Origin of the sequence: Salmonella sp. GDC200615 (assembly GCF_050574145.1) — a bacterium.
Classification (GTDB): Bacteria; Pseudomonadota; Gammaproteobacteria; order Enterobacterales; family Enterobacteriaceae; genus Salmonella; species Salmonella enterica.
In genome coordinates this window covers 57,551-73,368 of the sequence record NZ_CP192247.1, presented here as the reverse complement: position 1 = coordinate 73,368, position 15,818 = coordinate 57,551, and the positions used below count along the sequence as shown (strand labels likewise).

The window sequence follows — 15,818 nt, the reverse complement described above, 5'->3', positions numbered from 1 at the left end:
TCCTCAAACATCATTAAAACCACTGGCCAAAGCGTTTGATATAAAAGCGCTTCATGCCTTGCGCCACCAGACAGTAGCTCAATAATGTCGCCACCAACCATGGGAAGTAGCTCAGTGGCAGCGGCTCCAGTCCAACCATCGCGCCCAGAGGTGAGAATGGAATATAAATGCCTATCGCCATAATCAAGCCGGTCGTCAATAATACCGGCAACGTCGCCCGACTTTGGATAAACGGTATTTTCTGCGTCCTTAGCATATGCACGACCAGTGTCTGCGAGAGCAGACCCTCAATAAACCAGCCGGACTGAAAGAGCGCCTGCGCCTCTACGTTATTAGCTGCAAAGACGTACCACATCAACGCAAAGGTTGTGATATCGAAAATAGAAGACGTTGGGCCAATCCATAGCATAAAACGGCCAATATTTTTCGCGTCCCATTTCCGCGGCTTACGCAGGAACTCTTTATCCATTTTGTCCCACGGCAACGACAACTGCGAAATATCGTACATCAAATTCTGGATCAACAGATGAATCGCCAGCATCGGCAGAAACGGAATAAACGCGCTGGCTACCAGTACCGAAAAAACATTGCCGAAATTAGAGCTGGCGGTCATATTCAGGTATTTAATGATATTGCCAAAGGTTTCCCGCCCTTTGATAACGCCTTCCTCAAGCACCATGAGATCTTTTTCCAGCAGAATAATATCTGATGACTCTTTAGCAATATCGGCGGCGCTATCGACGGAAATTCCCACATCCGCATCACGAAGCGCGGGCGCGTCGTTGATCCCATCTCCAAGAAAACCAACGGTATGACCATTTTTCTGTAGCGCTTGCAAAATACGCGTTTTTTGTAACGGCGTCAGCCGGGCGAATACTGCGCGTTTCTCCACCTCAGCCGCCAGTTCGGCATCCGACATCGCCTCAACCTGGGTTCCGGTCAGGATATCGTGCGTATCAATACCCACTTCCAGACAGATACGCGCCGTCACGACCGGATTATCGCCGGTGAGGACTTTGACCGCCACGCCGTTATCCCGCAACGCGGCAATAGCTTTTCCGGCGCTCTCTTTCGGCGGATCGAGAAAAGTGAGCATCCCTTCGATGGTAAGTTCGTTCTCATCCTCCACACTTAATGTCGGATTGTTCCCGGAACCATCCAGCTTACGTGTCGCTATCAGCAATACACGGAATCCCTGCGCATTGTAATCTTCGGTTTTCGCCAGCAGTAGCTCGCGGCGTGTTTCCGTCAGCGCCACCACACGATCGCCTTCGCGAAGATGGGTGGCTACCATCATCATCTCTTCAACAGCGCCTTTACAGATCAGACATCTGTCTCCATGCTGCGCATCCTCCACCAGGACCGATACCCGGCGACGTACAAAGTCGAATGGCAGTTCATCGCGTTTAATGAAGCGCGCTTTTGTCGATGGCGCGATGCGGCCCTCGCCAAAACGCAGTATGGCGCGATCCATCACATTCCGGGCGCCGCTCTGGCTGCTACTATTCAGCCAGGCCAGCATCAATACCCGGCTGCTTTTTACACCGCTCACATCCAGATGATGCTCCAGAAAAATATTGTCCTGGGTTAAGGTGCCAGTTTTATCTGTACACAGCACATCCATCGCGCCGAAGTTTTGAATAGCGTTCAGGCGCTTGACGATCACTTTGCGCCGCGACATCGCAATCGCGCCTTTTGCCAGGTTGGAACTGACAATCATGGGCAACATTTCCGGCGTCAACCCCACCGCAACCGCCAGCGCGAACAGCGAAGCCTCTACCCAGTCTCCCTTACTGAAACCATTGATCAGCAGGACAACCGGCACCATGATCAGCATAAAGCGTATCAACAGACAGCTCACGCTGTTGACTCCTCGATCGAAAGCCGTCTGGGTACGCGTACCCACAATGGATTTCGCCAGCGAGCCGAACCAGGTACGGCTTCCCGTCGCGACCACGACCGCTTGCGCTCTGCCGCTGGTTACATTGGTTCCCATCAGACAGATATTGCCCAAATCTAGCAGGCTTTTATCTTTATCAGGCAATTGCTCGCTGTCTTTACCTGCCACATCAGCCATAACATCGTATTTTTCTACGGGTAATGATTCACCACTAAGAATTGACTGACTGATAAAGAGATCGCGCGACGCCAGCAGTCGAACGTCGGCGGGCACCAGATCGCCTGCGGCCAGAAAAACCACATCGCCCGGCACCAGTTCTTCAATGGGAATCTCTTCCTGCACCGCGCCTATATTGCCCGGCCCACGACGCAACACCGTGGCGGTGGTGCGAACCATCTTTTTCAGCGCCTGTGCTGCTCTGTTAGTGCGAAACTCCTGCCAGAAACGCAATAACCCGCTCAAACTGACCATCGTCAGAATAATCAGCACGCCAGTGAGATCGGTCTCTTCGCCACGGCGTAACGGGAGCCAGTAATCCGTGATGAAACTAACCCCTGCCAATGCCATCAGAACGTAAATAAACGGGTTATTGAATGCCTGCAGAAGCTGAATCAGCGCCGGAGGAACTTGCTCATGCGCCACTTCATTGCGCCCATACACTTTCAACCGTTCGCTGGCCTCTTCTATCGTGAGGCCCTGACGATGGCTGTTCAGCCGCACCAGTGTCTCCTCCGGGCTATGAAAAGCTTCCGCTTCGATCGGAAATACTTTTTTATGCTGCTTATCATTTTCTGACGCCGGGCGATTGAGTTTCCGGTTTTCAATGTTCATGTCAGTCATGATGAATCCCCAAAATTAAGGTGTAGTGTTTCCTGCATATCACGCCCGGGGAATAGCAAACTCACGATTTCAAGGTGAATGCCCCGGGAGAATTATCTATGCATAAAAAAGGTTATTGCTTACTCACTATTTTGAGTGGGTTTTATTTTATCGACTCGGGAATATCCATCATTCCCTCCTTATACGCCTGGCGTAATGTTGCAATTGAATAAAAAACTATTATTGACTATCAATGCTCCAGTGAATTGCGGTGATATTATCGTTATCACCTATTCTGGATATAATCAGTTCTCGCGTTTTACGATAATCAGCATGACCCACGAGCTCGGCACGAATTTCTTTATAGCCCTGTTCCTGAGCGGGGACCGAACCTAACCCTTGTAAACAGATCGCGGCCTCTTTTACGATATTCAGTAACCACTGACGAACCTCGCTTTCATCTTCTTTATTACAGGTTACTTTCAGGATATAACGTTTTTCTCCCTCGGCGGATACCGGGAGTTGATTTATACGCTGCGCCGCTTCACGCAGTAAAATATTGGCGCAAAGAATAATGATCGTCGCCGCCAGCGCATTTTTGAACTGCCCTAAGCCGCATAACACGCCGATGCCCGCCGAACACCATAGCGTTGCCGCAGTGTTCAGCCCGCGCACATTCATCCCTTCGCGCATGATGACGCCCGCCCCCAGAAAGCCAATACCAGAGACAATCTGCGCCGCAATTCTCCCGGGGCTGTCTGGCGATGTCGTCATGGAGCTCAGAATAAAAACGGCGGCGCCTGTCGCCACCAGCGCATTAGTGCGTAATCCCGCCATACGTTGACGCCATTGTCTTTCCGCGCCAATCAGCGCGCCCAACAGCATAGCGGCCAGTAAATTCAAAATATAAGGAAACATTAACATACGCTCCTCCATTTTTTCTGGAAGAATAAGTACGTGCTATATTTAGCAGCACACGACAAATTTCTGCCCTGAGGCAATTAGCGTCGTGTTAACGGCGGAGGAAATAAAGCGTGTTTAAACATGAACATGACGATTACCTCGCGACAATGCGCGTGTTGTAACATTATTGGGATGACAATCGTCATAAGGGGAGATTGCTGCCCACCGGTTCGGCAAGCAGCGCAGGAATAGCGTGCGTTAACTTGCCAGATGATTTACGTAAAAGTGACTGTCCAACATATTACTCCTGCATGAATTTGCGCTTATTATAGTCAGCCAATATGTTCCGTAAAGTGCAAAGGCGGGTTTAGTGACGTTCTGTTTAAGTTTGTTTGATATTTTTTCTTATGACAAAAAAATGACAATATTATGTCGATAACAAGCTCGTCTGAAATCATTAAACAATAAATTCCTGCTTAATACCGGCGATAGCTCTGTTATGATGCCTGCACGTAAAAAAATAAAACAACATGACGAGGAAAAAATGGGTTCCACCAGAAAAGGGATGCTAAACGTCCTGATTGCCGCCGTATTGTGGGGGAGTTCAGGTGTTTGCGCGCAGTACATCATGGAGCAAAGCCGTATGTCGTCACAGTTCCTGACGATGATACGTTTGTTATTCGCCGGGCTGATACTGGTGACCTTCTCCTTTATGCACGGCGATAAGATATTTTCGATTCTTAAAAACCGCAAAGATGCCCTGAGTCTGCTGATTTTCTCCGTGGTGGGCGCGCTCACCGTTCAGCTAACCTTCCTGCTTACGATTGAAAAATCCAATGCCGCCACCGCGACAGTGCTGCAATTTTTATCGCCGACCATTATTGTAGCGTGGTTTGCATTAGCGCGAAGAACACGACCAGGCATTCTGGTCTTAACCGCCATTCTTACATCGCTTATCGGCACCTTTTTACTGGTGACTCACGGCAATCCAACATCGCTGTCGATCTCTTCAGGCGCGCTGTTCTGGGGTATCGCCTCCGCATTTGCCGCCGCCTTTTATACGACCTGGCCTTCCAGGCTAATCGCCCAATACGGCACGCTGCCAGTGGTCGGCTGGAGTATGTCCTTTGGCGGCCTTATTCTGCTGCCCTTCTACGCTAAAGAAGGAACGCACTTTGCGGTGAGCGGCAGCCTGATTCTGGCCTTTTTCTACCTTGTGGTGATCGGTACGTCGCTGACGTTCAGCCTGTATTTGAAAGGCGCGCAACTGATTGGTGGCCCCAAAGCCAGCATTTTAAGCTGCGCGGAACCGTTAAGCAGCGCCCTGCTGTCGCTACTGCTGTTGGGGATTAGTTTTACCTTGCCGGACTGGCTGGGCACGCTGCTCATTCTCTCGTCAGTGATTCTGATCTCCCTCGATTCCCGTCGATGCGCGCGGGCCGCTTAACGCCGTTGATAATCACGATGACCGGGCGGAAAAGGGAAAAGTTTAATGGCGCTTTGCCTTAATCTCTTCGTCAGAAAGCCCGGTAATCATCAGCACCATCTCTCGCTCGATCCCCTGTTCCAGCATCGTATGCGCAATACGCAAGGCTTCCTCCTGCTTACCTTGATGTATACCTTGCTGTATGCCTTGTTGCACGCCTTCACGCTTACCTTTTCTGCGCCCCGATTCACGTATTCTGTCTACGATCGTCATTAATCTCTCCTTGTGTTGGGGAACACGACGCGCCACCTCGCGGATAAACTTGCCAAAACGAGGCGTGCTGCCATGCTGTATTAGCAAATAATTAAACAGCGCTTTTAGCTGACTGTCATTAGCGTTTCCCGTAATCAGAAGTACCGCTAAGCGCTCGACCAATCCCATCAGGTCGCGTTGACGTATATGCTTTTGTACCAGCTCCAGCATCGCGATACGTCGATGCTGCATAATCTCGTTATCCGGCACCACCGTAATGTCTACCAGTGGAAATGCCGTCGCATAAAGCTGACGCGCCAGTGCAGGATCGTCAAACTCATCCAGCCAGCACAGCGAAAAGGGATACGGGCTTTTCGCGCCATGGTAAAACAGCATGGGAATCACCAGCGGTAACGTTTTATGGCCAGCATCCAGATGGCGCTGCATCGCGGCAGTCGCGTAACGCATTAACCGGAACGCCATATGCGCGTCCGGCGTACTCTGATGCTCTATAACGACATAGATATAACCGTCGCCTTCACACGTTTTTAGTGACCAAAGGACATCGGAATAAAACGCGCGTAAATTTTTCTCGATAAAACTGTCCGGCGCCAGTTTCAACGTCGTCAGATCGCAACGTATTCTTAGCGAATGGGGAAGATGAATATTGAGAAAATCCCGCGCGGTATCCGGATGGCGTAAAAACGTTTTGAATACCGCATCATGAGGCGTGGACGTGGGGCTTTTTTTCATGGCGATCCGTCACCTGAGGAATAAGATGACGCCACTGTACTCGCCAAAAATACAGACAGCATTCAGGAAAATTTACCCCTGCGAGGAGGCTCGAAAGGGAATCACTGACGGCTGCAATACGTACATTTTTGCCCAGCCTGCTACGCATTATCGCCCAATAGCGTAACGCTAACCGGGCCTACAAATACACGTCATCTGTAGGCCAGGTAAACGTAGCGCTCTTCGGCGATAAATCTCACACCAGCGCTTTGACTATCTCCATCAACCGAATGACGTCTTCGGGGCGCGTATTGCCGGTTTGCGGATCGATAATCGAGCTGTAAACATGCGGCATAACGCGCGGCACGCCTGCTTCCAGGCAGGTTTGCAGGATAATACCGAAATTATCCAGTGAGATACCGCCGGTCGGCTCGATAAGCGTCATGCCGTGGCGGGCAGCGGTTGTCGCCAGCGCATAGAGTTCCGGTAACGACTTTTCGCCGCCCATCGGGAAAAACTTCGCCGCATGTGCGCCCATATCCTGCATCATGCGTACCGCCGCTTCACAGGAAACGCGGGCTGGCGTTCTCTGGCTGCTGCTGACGCCGGTAGAAATCAACACCTCGCCAGGCGTTCCCGTCGGGCTGACCAGGGCGTTAATATGTGTTTGCTCGCCGCCTGTCGCCGCCAGTGCGCCCGCTGCGAAGCCGCTGCCGGTAAAAGTCTGGTTGACGTGGGCCGGGTGAGTATGGGCGGCAATCATCGCCGCTTTGTAGTACTGCGCCGGGTCGCCTGCGCCCAGTCCCACCGAGATAGACGGCACCTCCGCCATCCAGCGTTTCACCTCCGGCACGCCCTCTTCTACCGTAGCGAACTGCGCGGAAAGTACGCCAATGACCGCATGGCCTTCGGCGGCTTCATAGATAGCCTTCGCGTTGGCGATATCCTTTGCCAGTACGTTAATCGCTACCCGCTGACGATAAAAATTAATCTGCTGCATGTTCTGCAATCTCCCTGAGTCGCGCCACAATCAATGCCATTTCCCCTTCAGCTACCGTGCGTGGATCGAGGCTAAAAACCCCCTGATGAAGCTGATATTTGCGGGCGTAAATCGCTATCTCGCCGCCGCGCAGCTGCGCTTCGACGTCCTGCGCGTTCATCTCCAATTCAGATGCGTTCACCCGCACACGAATACGCCAGATTGCACGCCCGGCCTCATCCTGTTCGATATCGGCATAAAGCCCATGGATAGCGGAAATCGCTTCTGCGACCGGCTGTAACTGTGCTGCGGTCACGGTCGTCTGGCCCTGGTGGTAATTCTCCAGCGCATACACCAGCCCAACCATGTTTTCCTTGCCGATTTTCATTGCTCTGGCAATCCCCTGGTGCTGCGCTTTGCAGGCGGCAATCCACGTTTTCTTACCAGTGATAAAGCCGGAGGTTGGCGCATTAAAGGCTTTCGCGCCGCTATAGATAACCATATCCGCGCCGCTCGCCACCCAGCCGCGCAAATCCTCTTCCGCCGCGGCATCGACAATCAACGGCAGGTGGTTGGCCTGCGCCACCTGTACAAAATCGTCAATGCTCAACATGCCTTTCTGTACGCAATGGTGTGATTTCACATACAGTAGCGCGGCGGTCTTTTCGTTAATGGCGCTTTCCAGTTGCCAGCGGGCCGCCAGATTGCTCGACCCCACTTCCACTATGCGCCCGCCGCCAAGACGAATGGCGCTGGTGACTGGCGCGCCGTAGTCAACGTTATGCCCGCGCAGCATCACTACCTCATTGGCCATACCGCTACTGTCCGGCATCAGGGCGACGCGCGCCCGCTCGCCGTGGGTGATGGCGGCAGCGACGGCAATGGCAATACCCGCCGAGGCGCACGAGGTGATATAGCTATCTTCAGCACCCGTATAGCGCGATACCAGTTCGCCGGTTTTTTCCACCAGCGCGTCAATCTTGACGAAAGCGGAAGCCGCGCGCGCGGTGGCCTGCATGACCTCCGGCGCGACGCTTGAGACGCCCAGAATGGTCATTTTGCCGCAGGCGTTAATGACCTTTTTCAACCCCAGTTGTTGATAGATATTCGGCGTCATGATTTACAGCACTCCCAACAACGAACAGACTATGCTCAGTGCGACAATCGACAGCAAAATGGTGGTGTAGCGCGGCCCTTTTTTTACCAGATAGAAGTAGATGGCGAATACCGCCGCCAGTGGCAGTAAGCCCGGCGCGATAGAGTCGAGGATCTGCTGAACCACCACTTCAGATCCTTTCAAAGCGCTAATTTTTAACGGCGTGGTGATTTTGACGTAGCTGGCGGAAAGCGCGCCCATCATGATCAAACCCAGCACGTTGGCCCCGTAGATCAGTTCTTTGATTCGCCCCCCTTGCAGCAGGCCGATAATCGAATCACGCCCCAGCGTATATCCCTTGTGGACCATACCGTAGCTGATCGCCAGGGTGATCGCCGGGTAGAGAATCAGCGGGATAATACCGCCCATCGCGCTGCCATTTGCCGCGAACGGAATAAAGATCGCTATCAACAGCGGCATCACCGCCGCCCAGATAATCGAGTCGCCCATCCCGGCAAGCGGCCCCATCAGGCCAGTTTTAATGCCGGTGATAGACGAGTCGTTAATCGGCTCGCCGCGCGTTTTTTGTTCTTCCATGGCAATAGAGATGCCCTGAATCACCGCGCCGAAGGTCTGCTCGGAGTTAAAAAAGTTAAGGTGGCGTTTTAGCGCTTCTACCTGCTCCTCTTTTTGTGGGTAGAGTTTTTTGATGATAGGCGTCATCGAGGCGCAGAAAATCAGGCTTTGTAAGCGCTCATAGGAGCTGGAAACCTCGGCGCCCAGCCAGTAGATAAACCAGGCTTTGGTGATATCTGCTTTGGTCAGCGCCCCGCTTTCCCGCGCGCGCTCAACCAGTTCATGCTGCATTACGTCACTGTTCATCATGCTGCTCCTTCATTTTTCGCCAGGCCTTTAATCAGGAAGGCGACACAGGTGCCGAAGATGGCCATCGCCATGATGTCGACCTTGAGGTACAACACCGCGAAGAACCCGCCGATAAACCACGGCAACAGGCTCTTTTTACCGATCACCATAATGGTGATGGCAAAGCCCAGCGCCGGCAGAATGCCGCCCATGATTTCAAAGGAGTGGGTTAACCAGTGCGGCATCAGTTTAAGGAAACTTTCCACCACATCCTGGCCAAAGTAGTTAGCGGCAAAGACCACCGGGAAGCGCAGCACCAGCCCCAGCAATGCCGGGTAAAGAAAGGCGCAACGCATGATGCCCGCCATGTTTGCCGTTTCCGCGTGTTTATCCGCCATATGCACCCAGGCGGCGTTCAGCGTGCGCCTAAGCTGATCGAGAAACACGCCAATCACGCCAAACGGGATTGCCAGCGCGATCGCCAGGTTTGGGTCCATACCGGCCTTCACCGCGATAGGAATGGAGATACAGGCCGCCAGCGCCGGGTCCGACGGCACGTTGCCGCCCGGCGTTGAGGTCACGCCCAAATAAACGAGCTGCATCCCTGCGCCGATGATCATCGCGGTCTGCATATTGCCAAGCAAAAGCCCGACAAATACCGCGATCACCACCGGTTGTAACAGCATCGCGGAGAAGGTGTAGCCGAGGCGTAAACGGGCAAACCAGTAATACAACCCCATCAGGCTTGCAAAGAGTAAGGTATCCATAGTGTTATCCTATACACTTCATCCTTCAGGCTGCCTCTTTGTTGGCTGCCTTCGCTCACCCCAGTCACTTACTTTAGTAAGCTCCAGGGGATTCACTCAGTTGCCGCCTCGATGCATCCAGAATGATTTTGTGTCTATTAAAGGGTTAGAATTTTTTCAGGATATCGTCGAGCGGCTGCGGCTTATCTTCCGGGATGGTCTGGAAAAATACCTGAACGCCACGGTTTTTCAGGTCGTTAAGAATGCCGACGTCTTTTTCATCCAGCGTAATATTCTGAAAAACCGCCTTGCGGTTTGGCCCGCCGCCGAGACCGCCAACCTGAATGCGGGTAACGTCAAAGCCCAGTTGTATGGCGTCCTGCACCGCCGCCAGTGAGGGAAAAAGCACCAGCACGTTACCGTCGCCAAGCTGATTTTCTTTCCATGCGGCGGCAAAACTCTGGTTGCCGAAGCAATCCACTTTGATATTTGGCGGCGCGGCCATCAGGTAGATATTTTTCATAAACGGATCGGCATCCAGTTCATCACTCACAACGGCTATCCGGTTCGCCTGAGATTGTCCGACCCACTTCGTGACAACCTGCCCATGAATGAGACGGCTGTCGATGCGGCATAAAACGATATTGGCCATGATGTTTTCCTTAGAGTGATTGTTGTAGCTGACGTACATGGGCGACCACATCCAGGCAGCTACTGCGCCCGGCCTCAACTAACTCATCCACGCAGGCGGTTAGCATCCCTTGTTCGCGCCTGTCCAGCGCCTCCAGCAGTAGCGACGCATTCAGTCCGGCAATCACCGCCACCGGATAATCGGCGCTTAGCCGCGCCGCGACGTTGGACGTTGTGCCGCCGACAAAATCCGTCAGGATCAGCGAGCCTTCCGGCAGCGTTTTCACCACGGCCTCGACGCGTTGATAAAACTCGCCCAGCGTATCGACAGGCATTAGCGCGATTTCCGTCACGCCTTTAATTTCGCCCGTGACCATACGCAGGCTGTTGCAAAGCGGTTGTCCCCAGCCGCCATGCGTCAGCAGCAGGATGTGGGGCAACGGTTGTGTGGTAGTCAAAATGGCCTCCTGGCGCAATTACATGAGAACACCGGCATATATTGCCCGGTGGCACTGCGCTTACCGGGCCTACAGAACGCTCCCGGTAGGCCGGATAAGGCGTTTACGCCGCTATCCGGCATAACGCATCATCAGAAGAGCAAAGGTTGTGCCAGAATTTGTGTCACGCGAGGAAGAAGAAAGGTCTGGCGAGGCGCGAAGCCCCGCCAGTAAAAGGATTAGCTATAGAGCAGTTCGTAGATATAAAAATATTCCGCATCCGATAAACGGATGGCGTAGGCGTCTTCGATGGGCAGAAAAGCGGATTTGATGACACTAAACGCGCGCGCGTCCAGATTCGGCTGACTTTCCAACGCCATCTGTAACGGTTTTCGGTTAATCACAATACGCTCTACCATACAGCAGCAGTGGATCAGGAAGCGCAGTGTCACCTGGCGGCTTGGTTTCAGGGAAAGCGAAGACGTCAGATGGTTAAAAACGCCCTCCATCTCTTTCAGAATACGCTGCGGGTTAAGCACGGAAATATGGTTGATGATACTCTCCATCGTTAGCGCGCTGATAAAGCGCATGGCGCTGCGCTCCATCTCCAGACGGCGTTCAGCATTGGACAGATCGGGCGTTAACAGGCTCAACACCAGTTCCGGCCCTTGTTCGGAGAAAAGCTCTTCCAGCGAAATAAACGGAATATCCGGCAGCCCCGGCTGGAAAGTGCCGACAATCCCCGCCAGCCGCTCGCTGGCATTCAATGCCTGCTGAACGCGCTCCAGACTTCGTACCTCGTTATAATCAAGGATCACCATCCTGGTGTCCTGCGACATCAGCTCGCCAAAGCTCTCCTCCAGCACCTTTTTGATTTTTTCCGCCGTTCCCATGCCAGTAATACAGGAGATGACCAGCACTTTGCCGCCGTTCTCCTGCTGCGGCGTACAAAGCTGGCAGGGGATATTTTTACTCTGCAGGAGCGCCGTCAACTGTGGTAAGTCGCTGGTTTCATAGCTTAAATCCAGCCCGACTTCCAGCAGACTGGTCAGCGTGATGTTCGGCATGAGCAAAACATCTATCTGGAATAACTTACTGATCGTACTGCCGAAATGGATCAATGAGCCGATGTCCACCAACAGGATAAGCCGCCGATATTGGCGGGTTTGAATCATTTGGGTCAGCGTTTCCAGCGTGTCATGCACCGACTGTTCAAACGGCATGTTGATGGCGCTGAACAACTCGCGCTCCAGCACGCGGTTGACATATTGCGCCTGACTGGTGGCGGTGGTCGCGCCGTGGGCGATTAAAATAACCCCGCAGTCGGGGCTGGCATCGATGCGCTGACGATAATGGCGGCACTCTTTCAGGAACAGGCATAGCCAGACCACTTCCGTCGCCGGACACTGAATATGCAGCAGTTCGTTGATTTTCCGACACAGCAGCGTGGCGTTGTCATATTCGTCTTTGCAGCGATCCAGGATCAAACTGGAAGAGTAAAGCTGCGGGATCAGGCCGCGCTGCACGTAGCCTATCAGCGCCAGGAAGTGTTTACGCAGTGGGTTAACCAGATTTTCCGGCAGCGAAAATCCCAACACCTGCTCTACGCAGCCAATCAGCAGCGTCACGCGCTCTTCAATCTGGTCGCCATAGCGCGGCGGATGCGCCACGCTGTCGCGGCTGTAGAGACCGTATTCAAAAATCGAGCTGAGTTTATTTTTCAGGATCGCCAGCGTCTCCGCCGGGGGGACGTTACTGTTGCGCAAATTAACATATTCGCGCGTCAGGAAGCTGTAAAAGAGGTCGCTCTCTTCAATTTCCGCCCCGGTCGCCAGCGACGTCTTCAATGCGGGCAGCGTGCGCGCGTCTATATTTAGCCGCGCTTTACCGTCAAACAGAGTATCCACCAATAGACGCTGTTCCGGCGTCGGGTTAACCGACATCTCCGCCAGCCGCTTATCCAGTTGTAGCGTGTCGTTATGCTCGGTCATTCCCGATGCCCACGCCTGAGCGCAGAGAAACTGAATATCGCTTTTTAGCTGGCCGATATTGCCTTCCAGGGGTTTATTCAGCAACCAGAGCAACAACGGTTTATCAATGCTGACCGTGCGTTCTATTTTGCGGCTTTCCCGCTGTAAGAACCCCACGATCAGTTCGATCTGTTCTTCAACGGAGCGCTGGCGAATACCCGGCAAATCAATGCATACCTGAATACGCCGCTGGAAAGTACGTAACAGCGCCGACCCGACCGGTTCGGTAGTGGCGCAAATCAGGCGTACCGAAATTGATCGCGGCTGGCTGCTCACGCCGAGCGGACGGTACTCGCCTTTATCCAGAATAGAGAACAGCTTTTCCTGCCCTTCATAAGACAGACGGTGCACCTCGTCCAGCAGCAGATAACCACCGTCCGCCTGCTCCACGAGGCCTGTTTTATGTTCATTCGCGCCGGTAAACGCCCCCTGCCGATGACCAAACAGATGCGAGGAGAGCAGTTCCGGGTTATGGGCGTATTCCGCGCAGTTAAAGTAGACCAGCGGCGGGATAGCGCCGCTCGCCTGTTCACAGGCGAAACGGTGCATCAGTTCCGCAAAAAAGGTTTTACCGACGCCGGACGGCCCGGTAAGCAGAACGTGTAAACCGTGCGGATAGAGCACCGCCGCACGGCCTTTTTCTACCGCATCGCGCAGGCTGCGATCGTAACCAATCAGGCTGGTAAACGGATCGTCGGGCGCGTAATGCTCTTCATGCGGCAGCACATCCGCCACCGACCGCACTTCGCGTTCAGACTCTTCCAGCTGTCGTCCCAGCAACGTTTCCAGCGCCTGGCGATGCAGAAAATAGACCGGGCGGCCACGGCTTTTGATTGCCAGGCCGTCATTCCATAACTGATTGAGATCTTTGCTGACGGAGTTACGCGCCAGCCCAAGATTGAAACCTATCGCCTCCGCCGTAAACGCCGTCTCCTGCGCCAAATCGGCAAGGCATAGCCCGCGCGTCAGCCGTTCCAGCTCTCCCAGTACGATCTCAATACGTCTCATTACACTACCGCTTACGAAATAAAAGAGTAGTCAGAACATACACTATTCTGCCACGCAAGAAAGTGAAGGCGCAGCGAGAAACCGCCTTCCCACTTTTGCCTGACTTCAACGCCAACGGATAGCACGCCCCGATGAGTGAACGTCGCACGGTCTACACTTACTCTTGAAAAAGTGCAAACCGATAAGGATACCGTTTATGAAACGAAAAACGCTTCTGCTTATTGCCGCGCTTGTCGCGCTACCGGGCGTCACGTATGCCGACTCTCCGTTTAGCTCACTCCAGTCGGCGCATGAAAAAAATACGATTTTAAAGGATTTGCGCAAAATGTGTACGCCCAAAGGCGCGCTAACCGATGAAGCCTGGGAGAAAAAAATCATGGCAAGCGAGGGGAACCAGCAGCATATTCGGGAGGCGATGATCGCGATAGAGCGCAACAATCAGCATAACTACTGGCAGGCTCTCGGCAAGGTGGAATGCCCGGAGATGTAGCACAGCTTTTCCGCTTTTTGGTCGCGAAAATACGGACTGTAACCGGTTTCTGTTCGCTAAAACTGCGTATTCTGGAGCGAATTTACGCGATCAAGGAGTACGAAAATGCGATACCGTTTTCCCGATAACTTCTGGTGGGGCAGCGCCTGCTCAGCGTTGCAAACCGAAGGGGATAGTCTGAATGGCGGTAAAAGCCAGACCACGTGGGATGTGTGGTTCGAGCGCCAGCCTGATCGTTTTCACCAGGGCGTCGGTCCAGCGGAAACCTCAACGTTCTATCGCCACTGGAAGCAAGACATCGCGCTACTGAAACAGTTAAAACATAACAGTTTTCGCACCTCGCTAAGCTGGGCGCGGCTCATTCCAGACGGCGTAGGCGAGGTGAATCCACAAGCGGTGAGCTTCTACAATCACGTCATCGACGAGCTACTGGCGCAGGGCATCACGCCGTTTATTACGCTGTTCCATTTTGATATGCCGATGGTCATGCAGGAGAAAGGCGGCTGGGAAAATCGCGACGTCGTAGAGGCGTTTGGTCGGTACGCGCAAACGTGTTTTACCTTGTTTGGCGACCGCGTGAAGCACTGGTTTACCTTTAATGAGCCGATTGTGCCGGTGGAAGGCGGCTATTTGTACGACTTCCACTATCCCAATGTGGTGGATTTTAAACGTGCGGCCACCGTGGCGTACCATACCGTGCTGGCGCACTCGACCGCCGTGCGCGCCTGGCGCGCCGGGCGCTACGACGGTGAAATCGGCGTAGTGCTGAATCTGACGCCGTCCTACCCACGCTCGCAGCATCCCGCCGATGTGCAAGCCGCGCATCATGCGGATCTGTTATTCAACCGCAGTTTTCTTGACCCGGTATTAAAGGGAGAATACCCGGCGGACTTGGTGGCGCTGCTGAAAACCTATGACCAGCTGCCTGCCTGTCAGCCAGGCGACCGTCAGCTTATTGCCGACGGCAAAATCGATTTACTGGGGATTAACTATTATCAGCCGCGCCGCGTGAAATGCCGTGATACGGCGGTGAATCCGCAAGCGCCGTTTATGCCGGAATGGTTATTTGACTATTACGACATGCCGGGGCGCAAGATGAACCCTTACCGCGGCTGGGAAATTTACGCGCCAGGAATTTACGACATCATCACCAACCTGCGGGATAATTACGGCAATCCGCGCTGTTTTATCTCCGAAAACGGGATGGGCGTTGAGAACGAGCAGCGTTTTGTGCAAGCGGGACAGATTCACGATGATTACCGGATTGACTTTATTTCTGAGCATCTTAAATGGCTGCATAAAGGCATTAGCGAGGGCTGTCACTTCCTTGGCTACCACATGTGGACCTTTATCGATAACTGGTCATGGCTGAACGGCTATAAAAATCTCTATGGTTTTGTACAACTGGATTTAGCCACCCAAACGCGCACGGTGAAAAAAAGCGGAGAATGGTTTGCCGCCACCGCAGAGCATAACGGTTTTGATTAAGCGTTTATTATTGCCGGA

General features: G+C 53.2%; 13 protein-coding genes. 3 read left to right on the top strand and 10 right to left on the bottom strand.

What is annotated here, in order from left to right:
- Positions 1–13: 13 nt before the first annotated feature.
- Positions 14–2,740, bottom strand: a complete 2,727-nt coding sequence (mgtA, locus tag ACQ29O_RS00350) for a magnesium-translocating P-type ATPase (protein WP_000131304.1) — start codon at positions 2,738–2,740, stop codon at positions 14–16.
- Positions 2,741–2,959: 219 nt separating this feature from the next.
- Complete coding sequence (locus ACQ29O_RS00345; RefSeq protein ID WP_000392700.1) at positions 2,960–3,655, bottom strand: MgtC family protein; 696 nt, start codon at positions 3,653–3,655, stop codon at positions 2,960–2,962.
- 511 nt (positions 3,656–4,166) lie between these two features.
- Between ACQ29O_RS00345 and ACQ29O_RS00340 the strand changes: the two genes are divergently transcribed.
- Positions 4,167–5,069: an EamA family transporter gene (locus ACQ29O_RS00340; protein WP_001746816.1), complete on the top strand. Its 903-nt coding sequence runs from the start codon at positions 4,167–4,169 to the stop codon at positions 5,067–5,069.
- Positions 5,070–5,111: 42 nt separating this feature from the next.
- On the opposite strand, the gene ACQ29O_RS00335 is transcribed toward ACQ29O_RS00340, so the two are convergent.
- From ACQ29O_RS00335 to dagR, 8 genes are all read right to left on the bottom strand, one after another.
- Positions 5,112–6,053, bottom strand: a complete 942-nt coding sequence (locus tag ACQ29O_RS00335) for an Rpn family recombination-promoting nuclease/putative transposase (protein ID WP_000749540.1) — start codon at positions 6,051–6,053, stop codon at positions 5,112–5,114.
- A 235-nt stretch (positions 6,054–6,288) separates the two neighbouring features.
- Positions 6,289–7,032, bottom strand: coding sequence for a 2-dehydro-3-deoxy-phosphogluconate aldolase (gene dagF / locus ACQ29O_RS00330; protein WP_020937246.1), 744 nt, complete (start codon positions 7,030–7,032; stop codon positions 6,289–6,291).
- The gene (dgaE, locus tag ACQ29O_RS00325) at positions 7,019–8,128 is read right to left on the bottom strand and encodes a D-glucosaminate-6-phosphate ammonia lyase (RefSeq protein ID WP_020937245.1); all 1,110 of its coding nucleotides are present in this window, start codon (positions 8,126–8,128) and stop codon (positions 7,019–7,021) included. Before dgaE ends, dagF begins: the two co-directional genes overlap by 14 nt.
- Before the next feature lie 3 nt (positions 8,129–8,131).
- On the bottom strand, positions 8,132–8,992 hold the full coding sequence (locus tag ACQ29O_RS00320) for a PTS system mannose/fructose/sorbose family transporter subunit IID (protein WP_001575156.1): 861 nt from the start codon (positions 8,990–8,992) through the stop codon (positions 8,132–8,134).
- Positions 8,989–9,738 carry a PTS mannose/fructose/sorbose/N-acetylgalactosamine transporter subunit IIC gene (locus ACQ29O_RS00315; RefSeq protein ID WP_000380259.1) on the bottom strand — a complete coding sequence of 250 codons (750 nt, stop codon included), beginning with the start codon at positions 9,736–9,738 and terminating at the stop codon, positions 8,989–8,991. Before ACQ29O_RS00315 ends, ACQ29O_RS00320 begins: the two co-directional genes overlap by 4 nt.
- A 145-nt stretch (positions 9,739–9,883) precedes the next feature.
- The gene (locus ACQ29O_RS00310) at positions 9,884–10,369 is read right to left on the bottom strand and encodes a PTS system mannose/fructose/N-acetylgalactosamine-transporter subunit IIB (RefSeq protein WP_001284295.1); all 486 of its coding nucleotides are present in this window, start codon (positions 10,367–10,369) and stop codon (positions 9,884–9,886) included.
- Positions 10,370–10,379: 10 nt separating this feature from the next.
- Positions 10,380–10,805, bottom strand: coding sequence for a PTS sugar transporter subunit IIA (locus ACQ29O_RS00305; protein ID WP_000214106.1), 426 nt, complete (start codon positions 10,803–10,805; stop codon positions 10,380–10,382).
- 218 nt (positions 10,806–11,023) lie between these two features.
- A complete protein-coding gene (dagR, locus tag ACQ29O_RS00300) occupies positions 11,024–13,822 on the bottom strand; it encodes a transcriptional regulator DagR (protein ID WP_001252674.1) in 2,799 nt (932 codons plus the stop codon).
- 196 nt (positions 13,823–14,018) lie between these two features.
- Here dagR and ACQ29O_RS00295 point away from each other — a divergent pair, with 196 nt between their 5' ends.
- Both ACQ29O_RS00295 and ACQ29O_RS00290 read left to right on the top strand, forming a co-directional pair.
- Positions 14,019–14,312, top strand: a complete 294-nt coding sequence (locus ACQ29O_RS00295) for a YicS family protein (protein ID WP_000824212.1) — start codon at positions 14,019–14,021, stop codon at positions 14,310–14,312.
- A 105-nt stretch (positions 14,313–14,417) separates the two neighbouring features.
- Positions 14,418–15,800 carry a glycoside hydrolase family 1 protein gene (locus tag ACQ29O_RS00290; protein ID WP_223557459.1) on the top strand — a complete coding sequence of 461 codons (1,383 nt, stop codon included), beginning with the start codon at positions 14,418–14,420 and terminating at the stop codon, positions 15,798–15,800.
- Positions 15,801–15,818: the final 18 nt, after the last annotated feature.